The following is a 15,833-nucleotide window of genomic DNA, read 5'->3' as shown; positions in this document are numbered from 1 at the left end:
CACTTTTTGCCGCGGCCATGCGCGAGCCCGGCCAGCGGGGACTGGAGGTGGTGCCGTGATTGATCTGGATCGTGATGGCCCCGTTGCCATCGTCACCATGAACCGGCCGGCGCAGCGCAATGCGCTGTCCACCGGGCTGACCGTGGCCCTGGACGAGGCGTTCGCCTCCCTGGAGGACGACCCGGAGGTGCGTGCCATCGTGCTTACCGGCGCGCCGCCGGGATTCTGCGCCGGCAGCGATCTCAAGGAAATGGGGCGCTGTGACCCGCAGGAGCTCGCCGAGCACCAGCGTCTGCCCGGGGGCATGACGCGGCGGATCGGGCTCATGGACACGCCGGTGATCGCTGCCGTGGAAGGGCACGCCTTTGGCGGCGGGTTCGTGCTCGCGGTGTGCTGCGACCTGGTGGTGACCGCCGAGGACACCATCTGGAACCTGGCCGAGGTGCCCAACGGATTCCTGCCGCCGTGGGGGCTGTCCACCCTGGCGGCGCGGGTCGGGCCGGTGACCGCCCGGCGTCTCACCTGGGGGTTCGAGCGTTTCCTGGGCGCCGATGCCCTGCGGCTGGGCGTGGCCGACTACCGGGTGCCGTCCGGCGAGACCCTGTCCAACGCCATGGACATCGCCGGCGAGTTGGCCGCACTGCCCGCCGGGCCGGTGGCCGCCACCAAGCGCTTCTTCCAGCCCATGATCCAGGACGGGGCGGAGCCGTTCGACGCTGCCGCGCGCCGTGTCTTCGTGGAACAGAGCCAGCACGAGGAAGCCCGGGCGGTGCTGGACCGTTACGCCGGCAAGGACGAATGACCGCCTGATTCAATCCGCACCCACTGCGCTGGCGTACACTGAAGCGCACGGGCACCGCGAGGCGTGGTGCCGCCAGGAGGACAACGCGACGTGAGCGAGCGGGTGGACTACATCATCGTGGGTGGTGGGTCGGCGGGCTGCGTGCTGGCGAACCGCCTGAGTGCGGATCCCGACGTGCGCGTGTGTCTGCTGGAGGCGGGACCGTCGGACTGGCACCCGCTGATCCGCGTGCCCATGGGTATCACCGGGATGATGCGCAGCCGCCGCTTCAACTGGGCCTACTACACCGAGCCGCAGCCACGCCTGGAGGGCCGCCGCCTGTTCTGGCCCCGGGGCAGGACCCTGGGTGGTAGCAGTGCCATCAACGCCATGTGCTACACCCGGGGGCAGCCGGCGGACTACGACGCCTGGGAGGCGGACGGCGCCGACGGCTGGAACTGGTCGGCCCTGCTGCCCTGGTTCCGGGCCTCCGAGCGTTTCGCCGCCGGCGCGGATCCCTGGCACGGGGCGGACGGACCGCTGTCGGTGGAGCCGCTGTGCTGCGTCAACCCACTGAGTCACGCGTTCATCGAGGCTGCGGTGAACGCCGGCCATGGGGCCAATGCCGATTTCAACGGTGCGGAGCAGGCCGGGTTCGGGCTGTACCACGTAATGCAGGAGAACGGCCGCCGCTGCAGCAACGCCTGGGCCTATCTGCGGCCGGCCCTGGAGCGGCCCAACCTGCAGGTGATCACCGGCGCCCATGTGCAGGCCCTGGCGCTGGACGGGCACCGGGTCACCGGCGTGCGCTACCGGCGCCGCGGCCGGGAGCGCACCCTGCGGACGGATGGCGAGGTGGTGCTGGCCGCCGGTGCCGTGAATACCCCGCAGATCCTGCAGCTCTCCGGCGTCGGCGACCCTGCCGAGCTGGAGCGGGCCGGCGTCGCCGTGCGTCATCGCCTGCCCGGCGTCGGCGCCAATCTGCAGGATCACCTGGATGTGAGCGTCATCTGGCGCAGTCGCGATCGCCGCGGGCTGTCGTTCCATCCCACGTACCTGCCCCGCGGCGCGCGGGCGGTATGGGACTACATCCGCCATCACCGGGGCGAGCTGTGCTCCAACGTCGCCGAGGCGGGCGGATTTCTCGCCAGCCGCCCGGACTGCGCGACACCCGATCTGCAGATGCACTTCATCCCGGCCATCGAGGACAACCACGGGCTCTCCCTGTGGCGGACCATGACCGGCTACGGCTACACCCTGCGCACCTGCCACCTGCGCCCGGCCAGTCGCGGGCGCGTGGGTTTGCACTCGCCCGATCCGGCGGCGCCGCCGCGCATCGACCCCGACTACCTCGCGGATCCGGATGACCTTGAACGGCTGGTAGACGGTCTGGAGCATGCACGGGACATTCTCGCCGCCGCGCCGCTGCGGGGTATCGGCGAGGCGGAACTGGATCCGGGGGCGGGCGTGCAGGGGCGCGCCGCGCTCCGGCGTTACGTGGCCGCCCACGCCGAAACCATCTACCACCCGGTGGGGACGTGCCGCATGGGGCGTGACGACCACAGCGTCGTGGACCCGGAGCTACGCGTGTATGGCCTCGACGGGTTGCGGGTCGTGGACGCCTCGGTATTCCCGCGGCTGGTCAGCGGCAATACCAACGCGCCGGTGACCGCGGTGGCGGAGCGTGCGGCGGAACTGATACGCCATGGCGAGACGTCCGGCGCAGTGGCCCGGCGACTGGCCTCCATTGCCTGAACGGGAGTCCTTCATGACTGCGGCAACCCATCCGACGGCCGACCAGCAGGTGACGCAAGCGCCGCCCGGGGCGTCGGCCATGGCGGCGTGCCTGGAGCGGCAGCGGGCGGCCTTCCAGGCGGCGCCGTACCCGGACGCCGCCACCCGGCGGGATGCACTGCAGCGACTGCGGCGCGCGGTGAAAGCCCACGAGCAGGCGCTGACCGAGGCTGTCTCTGCCGACTTCGGCGGCCGCTCGCCCCACGAGACGGCCACTGCGGATATCGTCCCCACGCTGACCGGTCTGCGCCACGCCATCCGACACGTGCGCCGCTGGATGCGGCCGCAGCGCCGCTGGCCCCATCCGCTGATGCAGCCGGCCCGGGCCCGGGTGGTGCATCAGCCCCTGGGTGTGGTGGGCATCATGGTGCCGTGGAACTACCCGGTCTTTCTCGCCCTGGCGCCCCTGACCGGCGCCCTGGCGGCGGGCAATCGGGCCATGCTCAAACTCTCCGAGTTCACCCCGGCCACCAACGCGGTCCTGCGCGAGTTGCTTGCCGCTGTCTTCAGCGCGGACGAGGTGGCCGTGTTCGAGGGCGACGTGCCGGAGAGCCAGGCCTTTGCCGCGTTGCCGTTCGACCACCTGCTGTTCACCGGGTCCACGGCCGTGGGGCGGCAGATCATGGCGGCGGCGGCCCCCAATCTCACGCCCGTGACCCTGGAGTTGGGTGGCAAGTCGCCGGTGATCGTCGACGATGATGCGGACATCGCGGCAGTGGCCAGCCGGCTGGTCTTCGGCAAGCTAGTCAACGCCGGGCAGACCTGCATCGCGCCGGATTACGTGCTCTGCACCCCCGCCCGGCGTGATGCGCTGCTGGCCGCCATCCGCGCGACAGTGGCCCGCCGTTACCCCCGGCTCGGCGATAACCCGGACTACACCAGCATCGTCAACGCGGGCCAGCATGAGCGCCTGCTGGCGCTGCTGGATGACGCCCGGCAGAAGGGGGCACGCATCGAGGCGATCAATCCGGCCGGGGAGGGCCACCCGGACGGGCGCCGGCTTGCGCCTCACCTGGTGCTGGATGCCCCGGATGGTGCGCGGGTGCTCGAGGAGGAGTTGTTCGGGCCGATCCTGCCCATCGTCACGGTGCCGGATCTGGACGCCGCGCTCGCCTACGTTGCCCGCCGGCCCAGGCCGTTGGCCCTGTACTACTTCGGCAGGGACCGGGGCCGGCAGCAGCGCGTACTGCGGGAGAGTCACTCCGGCGGTGTGTGCCTGAACGACACGCTGCTCCATGTGGCCCAGGACAACCTGCCGTTCGGTGGTGTCGGGGCGTCCGGCATGGGGCGTTATCACGGCCATTACGGGTTTGCCAACTTCTCCCACGAGAAAGCGGTATTCGCGAAAGGCCGCATCAACACCGCTGCGGTCATGTACCCGCCATACGGCGGGGTGCTCCAGCGCCTGGTTCACCGTCTTCTGGCGCGTTGAGGGCTTTCCGTTCTGGTGCACACCCGGTCCCGATGCGTCGGTCTGGTGCACGGGCTGCGTCGGGTGGTGCGGCGCGCCGGGTGTTCGCCCGGTTGTAGCAGCGCCTTGCAGCGGAGTGGTCTGGCACGGGATCTGCTGTGCTTCGCTCTCCACCCAGACGCTGCGGAGGCGGACGTGACCACATCCATCATGGAGCGCGACACGGTCGGGGCATTCATTCTGCCGGTCGACTGCGCGCATGCACCTGCGGGTGTGCTGGCCGGGCGGCGGTTTGCCGTCAAGGATCTGTTCGACGTGGCCGGCCACCCGACCGGCTTCGGCAGCCCTCACTGGCTGGCGACCCACCCGGTGCCCCAGGTGACGGCGTCGTCCATCCAGGCGTTACTGGACGCCGGTGGCGAGCTGGTCGCCAAGGCGCACACCGACGAGCTGGCATACAGTCTTGCCGGCCGCAATGTCCATTACGGCGCGCCGTTGAACGTCAATGCCCCCGGCCGCAATACCGGGGGCTCGTCCTCCGGTTCCGCTGCCGCAATGGCGGCGCGGCTGGTTGACTTCACCGTGGGCAGTGATACCGGAGGGTCGGTGCGGATTCCGGCGAGCCTGTGCGGCGTGCTCGGCATTCGCACCACATGGGGGCGGATACCCATGGATGGTGCGGCGCCACTGGCGCCGTCATTCGACACCTTCGGCTGGTTTGCCCGTGATGCCGGGCTCATGGAGGCCGTCGCCGGCGCCGTGTTTCCGCGAGCCGGGCAACCGCTGGTGCCGGCCCGTGTCTGGCTGCCGGACGACGTCACCGCCCTGTTGGAGACCCGGATCGCCGCGCCGCTGCTGCGGGCGGCCGAAACCATCGCCTCCCGCCTGGGTGCGCGGCTTGACCGGCAGCCCGTCGCGGCTCCGGACGAAGACCTCGCGGACTGGGCGGAGGTGTTTCGCGTCCATCAGGCAGCGGAGGCGTGGCAGTGCCACGGTGAGTGGATTCTCACCCATGCGCCGCCCATGGGCGAGGACGTCGCCCAGCGTTTCGACATCGCCTCGCGCATCTCCGACGCCGAGTACCGGGTGTCGGTGGAGCGGCGGGCCCAGATCCGGGAGCGGTTGTTGACGCGGCTTGATGGCGAGACGCTGTTGCTGTTGCCGGGTGCGCCTGACATCGCGCTGCGGGCCGACGCGTCGCCCGAGACGGTTCAGGCGTTCCGCAGCCGCGCCTTCCGCATCAACTGTATCGCCGGCCTTGGCGGTCTGCCCCAGGTGGTCATGCCCTGGATGCAGGTGGATGGCTGTCCGGTCGGTATCGGCATCGCCGGATTGCCGGACCGGGACGAGGCGCTGCTCGAGGTTGCCCGGGAACTCCTCTAGCCGTAGACCGTGCTCGGCAGCCACAGGCTGATTGCCGGGATGAACGTCACCAGCAGCAGCGCGACCAGCGCGATGAGAATCAGCGGTAGCACGCCGATGATGGCGTCGGCGTAGCTCACGTTGCCAACGCTGCTGGCAACGAACAGGTTCAGCCCCAGAGGGGGCGTGAACATGCCCACGGCGGCGTTCACCGCGAGGATGGCGCCCAGGTGCACCGGGTCGACACCCACCTGCGTCGCGACGGCGTAGACGATGGGCGCCAGGATCACGACGATGGACGTGGGGTCGAGCAGCATGCCGGCGATCAGCACGATGAGGTTGATCAGCAGCAGGACGGCCACGGGATTGTCGGTGATGGCAAGCACTGAAACCGCCAGCGTCCGCGTCACGCCACTGGTCGAGATGAACCATGCGAATGCGGCGGCCGCGGTGAGAATGATCATCACCTGGGCGGTCAGGGTGGCGGAATCCAGCAGCACGCGGAAGAGTTCGCGCAGGCTGAGCTCCCGGTAGATCACCATGGTGACGAACGTGGCGTAGACCACCGCCACGGCCGACGCTTCCGTGGGCGTGAACACGCCACCATAGATGCCGCCGAGAATGATGAACGGGATGGCCAGCCCCCAGGCGGCGCCCTTGAACGCCGACCAGACCTCCCGTAGCGGCGTGCGCTCCTGCACGGGGAGCCCGGTCCAGCGGGCGTGCACGTAACAGAAAACGAGAAAGCACACCCCGTAGACCAGCCCGGCACCGACACCAGCGAGAAAGAGGGCGCCGATGGACGTGCCCGTCACGGCTCCGTAGACGATCATGAAGATGCTCGGCGGAATGACGATACCAAGCGAGCCGGCACTCATGAGCAAGCCGATGGTGGAGCGCGGGGTGTAGCCGGCGCGGACCATCGCGGGGAACATGAGCTTGCCCACGGCCACCACCGTTGCCGGGCTGGAGCCGGAGATGGCCGAGAAGAACATGCTGCCGGAGACGGTGGTCATGCCGAAGCCGCCGGGGAAGGCGCCCACCACGGCCTGTGCGAGGCGCACGATCCGCCGGGACAGGCCGCCGGAGGCCATCATCGTTCCCGCCAGGATGAAAAAGGGGATGGCCATGAGCGGAAAGCTGTCCACCCCCGAGAACATGCGCTGGATCACCACGTTGAGGTTGGGCGCGCTGTCCATCGCCATGAACAGTAGCACCGCCATCAACAGGGCGATGAAGATGGGAAAGCCCAGGGCCAGCAGGGAGAACAGAAAGACAAAGAAGCCGGTCATGGGATCAGCCCGCCATGTCCGTGGGGCCGCCCGGGCGTTCCTGTTTCCGGGACAGCAGAAGGCTCAGCCCGCGCTCGGTGAACCGCAGGGTCATGAGGCCGCAACCGATGGGGATGGCCATGATCACCCACCACAGCGGGATGCGCATGGATGACGTGCGCTGGCCGAAGCGCGCGCTCTGCTCGACGAAATCCAGTGCCAGCCACGTGAGATAGGCGCAGAAACCGGCGCTTGCCAGCATGACCATGCCCACCAGCCAGACGCTGATGCGGGTGGGCAGTACCGATGCCAGGGCATCAATACTGATGTGAATGCCGCGTCGCGCCGCGACGCTGCCACCCAGGAAGACCATCCAGATGATGCTGTAGCGGACGAATTCCGGCCCCCAGCTCAGGGAGTTGCTGAACAGGAAACGGGAGCTCACATCGTAGAACACCACCAGTGCGGCCACGGCCAGCAGCAGCGCGATCACGCCTTCCTCGACCAGCCGCAGTGCCCGGTCCGCGTACGCGAGCGCCGTGCGTGCGCCCGCCACCACCGGGTGGTGGCGGGCGGGCGTCTGCCCGCTGACACGGCGGGTGGCCGAGGCGCGGGTCACGGTCTAGCGCTCCGCCTCGGCCTGTTCGATGAGCTCATAGGCAAGGTCCATGAGGTCGCCGCCGATCTCGTCGCGGAAGGCCTCGTGGACGGGCCTCAACGCCTCCTCGAATGCGGCGCGCTGGTCGTCATCGAATTCGTGGATCTGGATGTTGCCGTAGTCCTCGATCTCCGCCAGGTAGGTGTCGAACTCCGCGTTGGACACCTCACGCTGGTATGCGCCGGCCTCCAGGGCGACCTCCTCGAAGATGGCCTGGTCCTCGGGAGGCAGCTGCTCGAACCAGACGAGGCTGTACAGGAACGCCGTGCCAAGATAGCCGTGGTCACTCAGCATCATGTGGTCCTGCACCTCGTGGAAGCGCATCTTGGCGATGGAGACCACGGGGTTCTCCTGGCAGTCCGCCACGCCCTGCTCCAGTGCGGAGTAGGTCTCGGAGAAGGCGATCGGAATGGGGTTTGCGCCCAGTTGCTCGTATTGCTTGACCAGCAGGGCACTCTCCATGACGCGCACGTCCTTGCCGGCCAGATCTTCCGGGCCGTCGATGCGGGTGTTGCAGGTGAGCTGCTTGAAGCCGCTCTCCCAGAAGCCGACGCCGTGGAAGCCGCGTTCGACCATGCGCTCCATCAGGGCGTCCCCCAGTTCGCCGTCGAGGACCTCATAGGTGATCTCGGCGTCCGGGAACAGGAAAGGCAGGTCGGCAAGCTGCATGGCCGGCTCCACGCCGCTGAGCTTGGCGGTGGGAATGGGCGCGGCGTGCACGGCACCGCTCTGCATCTGCTGGATGACCTCCGTGTCGTCGCCCAGCTCGTTGTTCGGATAGATCTCCACCTCGTAGCGCCCCTCGGTGCGCTCTTCCAGGAGCTCCTTGAAGTATTCCGCCGCCTGGTGCTGGGCACTGTCGTCGGGAAGGTCGTGGTGGAACAGCACGGTGGTCTGGGCAGCGGCAACACCGATGCCGGAGAGCATCAGCGCCGTCCCGCCGAGAATGCGTCGGGTCAGTGGGGTCCGGGACATCGTTCAACCTCCTGGCGCGGAGCGTGAGCGCTCCGTTGGCCGGAATGCGGAGTGAGTGCGCCGGACGGGTCGCTTACCCGTGCAGACACCGACGGCGCGTGGCGCTGCAGACGGTGCAGCCCCTGTGCCAGACACGCCTGGAAGTCTGCAAGTGATTGTTTCAAGTTCGTATTTGGCGGCTTCTTACCGGTCTGCGCTGCACGGGGGCTGCGCACTGCATTCGGGCAACGCGGGGGTGCCGTACGCCGACGAACGGCGTGTAAAGCTGGCGGGCGCAGCGGTTTGTCCTGAGTGCCGCGCATGTTCGGGTTCGTTTGTAAGGCCGATCGGTGCTGCCGGGTGTCGCTTGGCAATAATGCCCTGATATCGGGCAGTTGCACCACATCGGAGCAGCGGCGGGCGGTTGTTGACGCGGTGCCTGTCGCTGCACTACTGTCGTGAAATATTGTTGACTCGGGAGAAACTCATTGGCCGATCACTGCTACCGTCTGACCCTGTCCTGTCCGGATCAGGTCGGCATCATCGCCGCGGTCACCGACGCACTGGCAGAGCACGGTGGCTGGATCACCGAAGCGCACCAGTACGCGGATGCCGAGAGTGGCTGGTTTTTCATGCGCTACGAGGTGCGCGCCAGCAGCCTGCCTTTCGACCTGGACGGGCTGCGCGCGCTGATCGCGCCGCTGGCGGAGCGCTTCGGCATGGACTGGCGACTCACGGACAGCCAGGTGCCCAAGCGCGTGCTGCTCATGGTCAGCCGTCAGAGCCACTGTCTGGCTGACCTGCTGTATCGCTGGCGCAGTGGCGAGCTGCCCTTCGAGATCCCGTGCGTGGTCTCCAACCACGAGGACCTGCGCGGTTTCGTCGAATGGCACGGCATCCCGTACCACCACGTGCCGGTGCAGCCCGACAATCGCGAGGGCGCTTTTGCCACGCTGGATGAGCTGATCCGTGATACCGCCGCCGACACCGTCGTACTGGCGCGTTACATGCAAATCATCCCGGAGCGCCTGTGCGAGCGCTACCCCGGGCGCATCATCAATATCCACCACAGCTTCCTGCCGTCCTTCGCCGGGGCCCGTCCGTATCACCAGGCGGCGCAGCGGGGCGTAAAGCTGATCGGCGCCACCTGCCACTACGCCACCGCGGAGCTGGATGCCGGGCCGATCATCGAGCAGGACGTGGTACGGGTGAATCACCACAACACCACCGAGGACATGGTCCGCCTGGGCCGGGACGTGGAGAAGATGGTGCTGGCCCGCGGCCTGCGCTTCCACCTGGAGGACCGGGTGCTCATTCACGGTAACAAGACCATCGTCTTCGGGTAGGAGCCGCCGATGCCGCTGCGACTGCTGAAACAGGGCCTGCTGGGGAGCGAGCGCGAGCCGCGCTTCTTCCCCGAACAGGGCGAACTGCGCGACCGTTACGATGTGGTCATCATCGGCGGTGGCGGCCACGGCCTGGCCTGCGCCCACTACCTGGCGAAGGAGCACGGCATCACCAACGTGGCGGTGCTGGAGCAGGGCTATCTCGGTGGCGGCAACACCGGCCGCAACACCACCATCATCCGCTCCAACTACCTCACTCCCGAGGGCGTGCGCTTCTACGACGCCAGCCTGCAGCTGTTCCAGGGGCTGTCGGAGGAGCTGGACATCAACCTGTTCTACTCCACCCGTGGCCACTACACCCTGGCCCACTCCGATGAGGCCCTGCGCACCATGCGCTGGCGGGCCGAGGTGAACCGTCACCACGGGATCGACAGCCGCGTGGTGGGGCCGGACGCCGTGGCGGCGGACATCCCCGGGATCGACCTGGAGTGCGGCGGCAATCATCCGGTGATGGGGGCGCTGTACCACGCCCCCGGCGCGGTGGCGCGCCATGACGCCGTGGCCTGGGGCTACGGCCGGGCGGCTGCCAACCGCGGGGTGGAGATCCATCAGCAGACCCGTGTTACCGGGATCCGCACGGCCGGAGGGCGGGTCACCGGCGTGGACACCGACCGCGGCGCCGTCGACTGCGGTGCGGTGGTCTCCATGGTGGCCGGCTCCACGCCGCGGATCACGGCCATGGTGGACCTGCCCACGCCCATCGAGATCTACCCGCTGCAGGCCTGCGTCACCGAGCCGGTGAAGCCGTTTCTCGACACCATCGTCGTCTCCGGCAGCCTGCATGTCTACCTGAGCCAGTCCTCCCGCGGGGAGCTGGTCATGGGCGCGGCGGTGGACCCGTACTCCCTGCACAGCACGCGCTCGTCATTCGAGTTCGTGGAAGGGCTGGCGGACCGGCTCATCGATCTGCTGCCGTTCACCGCCCGCCTGCGGGTCAACCGCCAGTGGGCGGGCATGAGCGATCTCACCCCGGATTTCGCGCCGATCATGGGCACGACGCCACTGGATGGCTTCTACCTGGATGCGGGCTGGGGGACCTGGGGCTTCAAGGCCACGCCCATCAGCGGCCAGACCATGGCCGCCACCGTGGCCGCCGGCCGTAACCATGAACTCATCGAACCGTTCCGCTTCGACCGCTTCACCGACTTCCAGCTGGTGGGCGAGAAGGGCGCGGCATCCGTGGGGCACTGACCATGAAAGTGATTGATTGTCCTGTCATCGGCCCGCGGCCCCTGAGCGAGTTCGTCTACGGGGGCGAAGTGCGTCGGCCACCCATGGGCGATGTGGCGCTTGCCGCCGTGGCCGACCACGCCTTCAACCGTAGCGGTGCACCGACGCTGTTGCGGGAGTGGTGGTTTCATCGGCCCACGTCGCGCTGGTTCGTGCTGGAGCGCGACACCGTGAGTGACCGGGTTGAACGCGTGGTCCCGCCGGAGGAGGTGGCCTATGCCATTCCGATGCTCTGAGCCGGGGCCGCGGGAGTGGATCGACCGCTTGCGGACCCTGTCCTTCACGTTCGAGGGGCGGTCCTACAGCGCGCATCCCGGCGACACGATCACCTCGGCGCTGCTGGCCAACGGAGTGACGCTGCTGGGCCGCAGCTTCAAGTATCACCGCCCGCGCGGGGCTGTGTCCCTGGCCAACCACGACGTCAACGCGCTGTTTGCTACTGCCGAGGACACCAACGTCCGCGGCGATGTCACCCCGGTGACCGACGGCATGGTGGTGAATCCGGTGAACGTGCGCGGCAGCCTGGCGAAGGATGCCGACCGGCATATGGACCGGTTCGGCCGCTTCCTGCCCGTGGGGTTCTACTACAAGGCGTTTCACCGCCCGCGTGCGCTGTTCCCGTTCTGGGAGCGCATCATCCGCCGGCGCGCCGGCCTGGGCCGGGTGGATACCGCCTGGACGCCGCGGCGCCGCCCCAAGCGCTACGGCTATTGCGACGTCCTGGTGATCGGCGCCGGGCCCGCCGGGCTGCGGGCCGCCCTCAACGCCGCGGATGCCGGCTTCGAGGTGCTGCTGGCGGATGAGAATCCGTGCATGGGTGGCAGCCTGGATTACCAGTGGCTGGGTGACGCCATCGCCGACACGCAGCGGGATGACCTGATTGCCCGGGTGCTCGGGCACCCGGGGGTCACCGTCCATACCGGTACCGTGGCCCTGGGCTGCTATACCGACCAGTGGATTCCGCTGGCCACGCCGGATGGGATCATCAAGGTGCGGGCCCGCGGCGTGGTGCTCGCCACCGGCGCTCTGGAACAGCCGGCGGTGTTCCACAACAACGACCTGCCCGGCGTCATGCTCGCCTCGGGTGCGCAGCGGCTGCTGCACCGCTTCGGCGTGGTGCCCTGTGAACGCGCCGTGGTGCAGGCTGCCAACCGCGAGGGACTGGTCGCGGCGGAGCAGATGGCCGCGGCGGGTGTGACGGTTGCCGCGGTGGTGACCCACGGCCCCGGCGTGACCGAGGCCGACGCGAGCCGCCTCACTGATGCCGGCATCCCGGTGTACCGGGGCTGGACCGTCTACGCCGCCCAGGGAGCCGACGCGGTTACCGCCGCGACCATCGCACCGCTGGATGACGCCGGCAATTGCCAGGCCGACGCCGGCGAGACCCTCCCCTGCGACGGGGTGCTCATGAGCGTGGGCTGGGCGCCGGCCGGGCACCTGCTTTATCAGTCGGGCGGCACGTTCCGCTACGACGACACTCTGACCATGCCGGTGCCCGCTGACTGGCCGGCGACGGTGGTGCCGGCGGGGCGCGTCAACGGGGCGTTCACGCTCGGGCAGCAGCTCGCCGACGCCGAGGACGCGGTGCGACGGCTCACGGCGGCGCTGCGTGGGGAGCCGGTGCCGCCAGTGGTGCCGCAGCGGGACAGCGAAGCCCACGGCTCGCAGTGGCCCATCGTGCCCCACCCGAAGGGCCGCAATTTCGTCGACTTCGATGAAGACCTGCAGCTCAAGGACCTGGAGCAGGCCGCCCGGGAGGGGTTCGACAACATCGAGCTGCTCAAGCGCTTCTCCACCGTGGGCATGGGGCCAAGCCAGGGCAAGCACGCCAACCTCAACGCCATTCGCATTCTCGCGCGCTTCCGCGGACAGGGGATCGACGCCACCGGCACCACCACGGCGCGGCCCATGTACCATCCGGTGCGTCTGGAAGACCTGGCCGGCCGGCGCATGCGTCCCGAGCGCGAGACCCCGGTACAGGACTGGCACCGGGACCGGGGCGCGACCTTCATGGAGGCGGGTGAATGGCGCCGGCCTGCTTACTACGGCGCGGACGCCGCCTCGGCCATCGCGGACGAGGTCACCATGGTGCGCCACGGCGTCGGCCTGATCGACGTCTCCACCCTGGGCAAGCTCGAGGTCTTCGGGCCGGATGCCGCCACGTTGCTGGACGGCGCCTACACCATGCGCAAGGGCAACATCCGTGTCGGCCTGACCCGCTACGCGCTCATGGTCGACGACGCCGGCATCATCGTCGACGACGGGGTTGCCGGGCGTCTCGCCGACGACCATTTCTATGTCTCCGCCACCTCCGGTCACGCCGAGGCGACCTACCAGACGCTCACCCGCAAGGCGCTGGAGTGGGGGCTGGACGTGCACGTGGTCAACCGGACCGGGCAGCTGGGGGCACTGAACGTGGTCGGCCCCATGAGTCGCCGGGTGCTGGAGCCGCTGACCGACATGGATCTGGGCGAGGCCTCGCTGCCCCGGCTCGGCATCTGCGACACGCGCGTCTGCGGCCACTGGGCGCGGCTGGTGCGCGTCGGCTTCGTCGGCGAGCTGGGCTACGAGATCCACGCCACCCCCGCGGCGCTGGCCACCATCTGGCACGCGCTGCTGGATGCGGGGGCGGCCCACGGCATTCGCCCGTTCGGTGTCGAGGCCCAGCGCGTGCTGCGCCTGGAGAAGGGCCACATCATCGTCGGCCAGGATACCGACGGGCTCACCAACCCCTTCGAGGCGGCCATGCCCTGGGCGGTGCACCTGAAAAAGCCCTTTTTCGTCGGTCGCCCGGCGCTGGCCCATCTCAAGGGCCAGGAGCAGCGGCGCCTGGTACGCTTCGTGCTCCCGCCGGATCACGACGGCCCGCTGCCCCGGGAATGCCACCTGGTCATCCGCGACGGTGATATTGCCGGGCGTGTGACCAGCATCGCCCGCAGCCCGACGCGGGGTCAGCCCATTGGCCTGGCCATGGTGGACCGGGCCCTGGCGGACAGCGACGAGCCGTTGATCATTCGTGCCGATGACGGCGTCCTGGTGCGCGGCGCGATGATCGCAGAGACCTTCTACGACCCGGACGGCGTCCGCCAGGACGCCGACAACCCGGAGGCAAGCCCATGAACCACCTCACGCTGGATACCGATCTGCGGTTCGCGGTCTGCGAGCTGGTGGGCAGCGGCGCCGCGGATGCGCTGCGGGACGCCGGCCTGCCGGTGCCGGAGACCGAACAGACGGCACTGCCATACGGTGCCGGTCTCGTCGCCTTCACCGGCCGCAATGACTATCTGGTGGTGACGACGGATCCGTGGACGCCGCCGGACGGGACACCGCCCTGGTGTCTGACGCGCAGCGATCGCGTGTTGCGCCTCGCTGGAGGGGACTGGGACCAGGCCATGCGCCAGCTCTGTCCGCACGATCTACGCCAGCTTCCGGAAGGGGGGTGGCTGGCCGCGGCCGTGGCCGGTATCACGGCCTGGCTGTACCGCCATCCGGACCATCCGGACGGCATCCTGCTGGGCTGTGATCCCAGTTACGGTGCCTACCTGGACGCAATGCTGACGGCCGTGGTCCGGGACCATGACCGCCTGGCAGAAGATTAACGATACCTGAACGGGGAGGCCCGCCATGCTGCAAAGTGATGCCGAGAAGCTGCTTGCCGACAACGATGTCCGCTTCGTACTCGCCCAGTTCGTGGATATCCACGGAGTGGCCAAGACCAAATCCGTGCCCGCGCACTGCCTGTCCAACGTGCTCGAGGATGGCGCCGGCTTTGCCGGGTTCGCCGTCTCCGGGCTGGGGATGGAGCCGCACGAATCCGATTTCATGGCCCGCGGCGACCTCAACAGCCTGACCCTGGTGCCGTGGCAGCCGGGCTATGCGCGCATTGCCTGCACCGGCTTCGTGGATGACAAACCCTATCCGCTGGACTCCCGTCATGTGCTGGAGCGCCAGCTGGAGCGGCTCCGCGAGCGCGGCTGGACGTTCAACACCGGCCTGGAGCCGGAGTTTTGCCTGTTCCAGCGCAACGGCAATGGCGAACTGCACCCGGTGGATGACAGCGACACGCTGGACAAGCCCTGTTACGACTACAAGGGGCTGTCCCGCTCCCGGGCCTTCCTGGAGGAGCTGGTCGGGAGTCTCCAGCAGGTCGGTTTCGACGTCTACCAGATCGACCACGAAGACGCCAACGCGCAGTTCGAGATCAACTACACCCACAGTGATGCGCTCACGTCGGCGGACCGCTTCGTGTTCCTGCGCATGGCGGCCGGCGAAATCGCGCACCAGATGGACATGATCTGTTCGTTCATGCCCAAGCCCATCTCCAGCCGCACCGGCAACGGCATGCACTACCACATGTCGGTGGTGGACGAGGCCGGCACCAACCTGTTCCACGACGACAGCGACAAGCGCGGCCTGGGGCTGTCGGAGCTGGGTTACCACTTCCTGGGCGGGCTGCTGCACCACGCCCACGCCCTGTGCGCCCTGGCGGCGCCCACGGTGAACTCCTACAAGCGGCTGGTGGTGGGTGGCTCCGCCTCCGGCGCCACCTGGGCGCCGGTGTACGTCACCTACGGCGACAACAACCGCTCGGCCATGGTGCGCATTCCCTACGGCCGGCTGGAGTACCGCCTGCCGGATGCGGGCTGCAACCCGTACCTGGTTACCGCGGGGCTGATCGCCGCCGGGCTGGACGGCATCGACCGCAAGCTGGAGCCTGGCGAGCCCCAGAACGTCAACCTGTACAACTACACCGCCGCCGACTGCCAGGAGCAGGGCATCGGCATTCTGCCGCAGACGCTCAATCAGGCGCTGAACGAGCTGGAGGCCGACACCCTGTTCAGAGAGACCCTGGGCGAGGGGATCACCAACGAATTCATCCGGCTCAAGCGCAACGAGTGGATCGAGTACAACCGCCACGTCTCCGCCTGGGAGGTGGAGCGTTACGCGGAGTTCTTCTGACACGCGG

General features: G+C 68.6%; 13 protein-coding genes. 10 read left to right on the top strand and 3 right to left on the bottom strand.

The window, feature by feature from the left end; translation table 11 throughout:
• Nucleotides 1-55: 55 nt before the first annotated feature.
• The 4 genes from BMZ02_RS06575 to BMZ02_RS06560 all read left to right on the top strand — a co-directional run bounded on the left by BMZ02_RS06575 (nucleotide 56) and on the right by BMZ02_RS06560 (nucleotide 5,369).
• Nucleotides 56-802: an enoyl-CoA hydratase/isomerase family protein gene (locus BMZ02_RS06575; protein ID WP_216110726.1), complete on the top strand. Its 747-nt coding sequence runs from the start codon at nucleotides 56-58 to the stop codon at nucleotides 800-802.
• A 90-nt stretch (nucleotides 803-892) separates the two neighbouring features.
• Nucleotides 893-2,536 carry a GMC family oxidoreductase gene (locus BMZ02_RS06570; protein ID WP_091641126.1) on the top strand — a complete coding sequence of 548 codons (1,644 nt, stop codon included), beginning with the start codon at nucleotides 893-895 and terminating at the stop codon, nucleotides 2,534-2,536.
• Nucleotides 2,537-2,549: 13 nt separating this feature from the next.
• Complete coding sequence (locus BMZ02_RS06565; protein WP_091641123.1) at nucleotides 2,550-4,007, top strand: coniferyl aldehyde dehydrogenase; 1,458 nt, start codon at nucleotides 2,550-2,552, stop codon at nucleotides 4,005-4,007.
• A 174-nt stretch (nucleotides 4,008-4,181) separates the two neighbouring features.
• The gene (locus BMZ02_RS06560; RefSeq protein WP_216110725.1) at nucleotides 4,182-5,369 is read left to right on the top strand and encodes an amidase; all 1,188 of its coding nucleotides are present in this window, start codon (nucleotides 4,182-4,184) and stop codon (nucleotides 5,367-5,369) included.
• Here the strand turns inward: BMZ02_RS06560 and BMZ02_RS06555 are convergent.
• From BMZ02_RS06555 to BMZ02_RS06545, 3 genes are read right to left on the bottom strand one after another with little or no spacing between them, the layout of a single operon-like run.
• Nucleotides 5,366-6,640 (bottom strand): TRAP transporter large permease, encoded by a 1,275-nt coding sequence (locus BMZ02_RS06555; RefSeq protein WP_091641121.1) that lies wholly within the window; start codon nucleotides 6,638-6,640, stop codon nucleotides 5,366-5,368. The genes BMZ02_RS06560 and BMZ02_RS06555 overlap by 4 nt on opposite strands.
• 4 nt (nucleotides 6,641-6,644) lie before the next feature.
• Entirely contained in the window at nucleotides 6,645-7,238 is a 594-nt protein-coding gene (locus tag BMZ02_RS06550) for a TRAP transporter small permease (RefSeq protein ID WP_091641119.1), read from the bottom strand.
• Between the two features lie 3 nt (nucleotides 7,239-7,241).
• Nucleotides 7,242-8,252 (bottom strand): TRAP transporter substrate-binding protein, encoded by a 1,011-nt coding sequence (locus tag BMZ02_RS06545; protein WP_216110724.1) that lies wholly within the window; start codon nucleotides 8,250-8,252, stop codon nucleotides 7,242-7,244.
• 467 nt (nucleotides 8,253-8,719) lie between these two features.
• Between BMZ02_RS06545 and purU the strand changes: the two genes are divergently transcribed.
• From purU to glnT, 6 genes are read left to right on the top strand one after another with little or no spacing between them, the layout of a single operon-like run.
• The gene (purU, locus tag BMZ02_RS06540; RefSeq protein ID WP_091641118.1) at nucleotides 8,720-9,577 is read left to right on the top strand and encodes a formyltetrahydrofolate deformylase; all 858 of its coding nucleotides are present in this window, start codon (nucleotides 8,720-8,722) and stop codon (nucleotides 9,575-9,577) included.
• 9 nt (nucleotides 9,578-9,586) lie between these two features.
• The gene (locus BMZ02_RS06535) at nucleotides 9,587-10,828 is read left to right on the top strand and encodes an FAD-dependent oxidoreductase (RefSeq protein ID WP_091641115.1); all 1,242 of its coding nucleotides are present in this window, start codon (nucleotides 9,587-9,589) and stop codon (nucleotides 10,826-10,828) included.
• 2 nt (nucleotides 10,829-10,830) lie between these two features.
• The gene (locus tag BMZ02_RS06530) at nucleotides 10,831-11,103 is read left to right on the top strand and encodes a sarcosine oxidase subunit delta (RefSeq protein ID WP_091641113.1); all 273 of its coding nucleotides are present in this window, start codon (nucleotides 10,831-10,833) and stop codon (nucleotides 11,101-11,103) included.
• Nucleotides 11,084-13,987, top strand: coding sequence for a 2Fe-2S iron-sulfur cluster-binding protein (locus BMZ02_RS06525; protein WP_091641111.1), 2,904 nt, complete (start codon nucleotides 11,084-11,086; stop codon nucleotides 13,985-13,987). Before BMZ02_RS06530 ends, BMZ02_RS06525 begins: the two co-directional genes overlap by 20 nt.
• Nucleotides 13,984-14,466: a hypothetical protein gene (locus BMZ02_RS06520; protein ID WP_091641109.1), complete on the top strand. Its 483-nt coding sequence runs from the start codon at nucleotides 13,984-13,986 to the stop codon at nucleotides 14,464-14,466. Before BMZ02_RS06525 ends, BMZ02_RS06520 begins: the two co-directional genes overlap by 4 nt.
• Nucleotides 14,467-14,491: 25 nt before the next feature.
• Nucleotides 14,492-15,826, top strand: a complete 1,335-nt coding sequence (glnT, locus tag BMZ02_RS06515; RefSeq protein WP_091641105.1) for a type III glutamate--ammonia ligase — start codon at nucleotides 14,492-14,494, stop codon at nucleotides 15,824-15,826.
• The last annotated feature ends 7 nt before the right edge of the window (nucleotides 15,827-15,833 follow it).

It is taken from the genome of Aquisalimonas asiatica, assembly GCF_900110585.1.
GTDB lineage: Bacteria > Pseudomonadota > Gammaproteobacteria > Nitrococcales > Aquisalimonadaceae > Aquisalimonas > Aquisalimonas asiatica.
This window is presented reverse-complemented; position numbering and strand designations above follow the sequence as displayed.

Bases quoted from the DNA above. Each gene is read 5' to 3' on its own strand.
- BMZ02_RS06565 (WP_091641123.1), top strand. From the start codon at position 2,550: ATGACTGCGGCAACCCATCCGACGGCCGACCAGCAGGTGACGCAAGCG.
- BMZ02_RS06555 (WP_091641121.1), bottom strand. From the start codon at position 6,640: ATGACCGGCTTCTTTGTCTTTCTGTTCTCCCTGCTGGCCCTGGGCTTT.
- BMZ02_RS06545 (WP_216110724.1), bottom strand. From the start codon at position 8,252: ATGTCCCGGACCCCACTGACCCGACGCATTCTCGGCGGGACGGCGCTG.
- BMZ02_RS06535 (WP_091641115.1), top strand. From the start codon at position 9,587: ATGCCGCTGCGACTGCTGAAACAGGGCCTGCTGGGGAGCGAGCGCGAG.
- BMZ02_RS06530 (WP_091641113.1), top strand. From the start codon at position 10,831: ATGAAAGTGATTGATTGTCCTGTCATCGGCCCGCGGCCCCTGAGCGAG.
- BMZ02_RS06525 (WP_091641111.1), top strand. From the start codon at position 11,084: ATGCCATTCCGATGCTCTGAGCCGGGGCCGCGGGAGTGGATCGACCGC.
- BMZ02_RS06520 (WP_091641109.1), top strand. From the start codon at position 13,984: ATGAACCACCTCACGCTGGATACCGATCTGCGGTTCGCGGTCTGCGAG.
- glnT (WP_091641105.1), top strand. From the start codon at position 14,492: ATGCTGCAAAGTGATGCCGAGAAGCTGCTTGCCGACAACGATGTCCGC.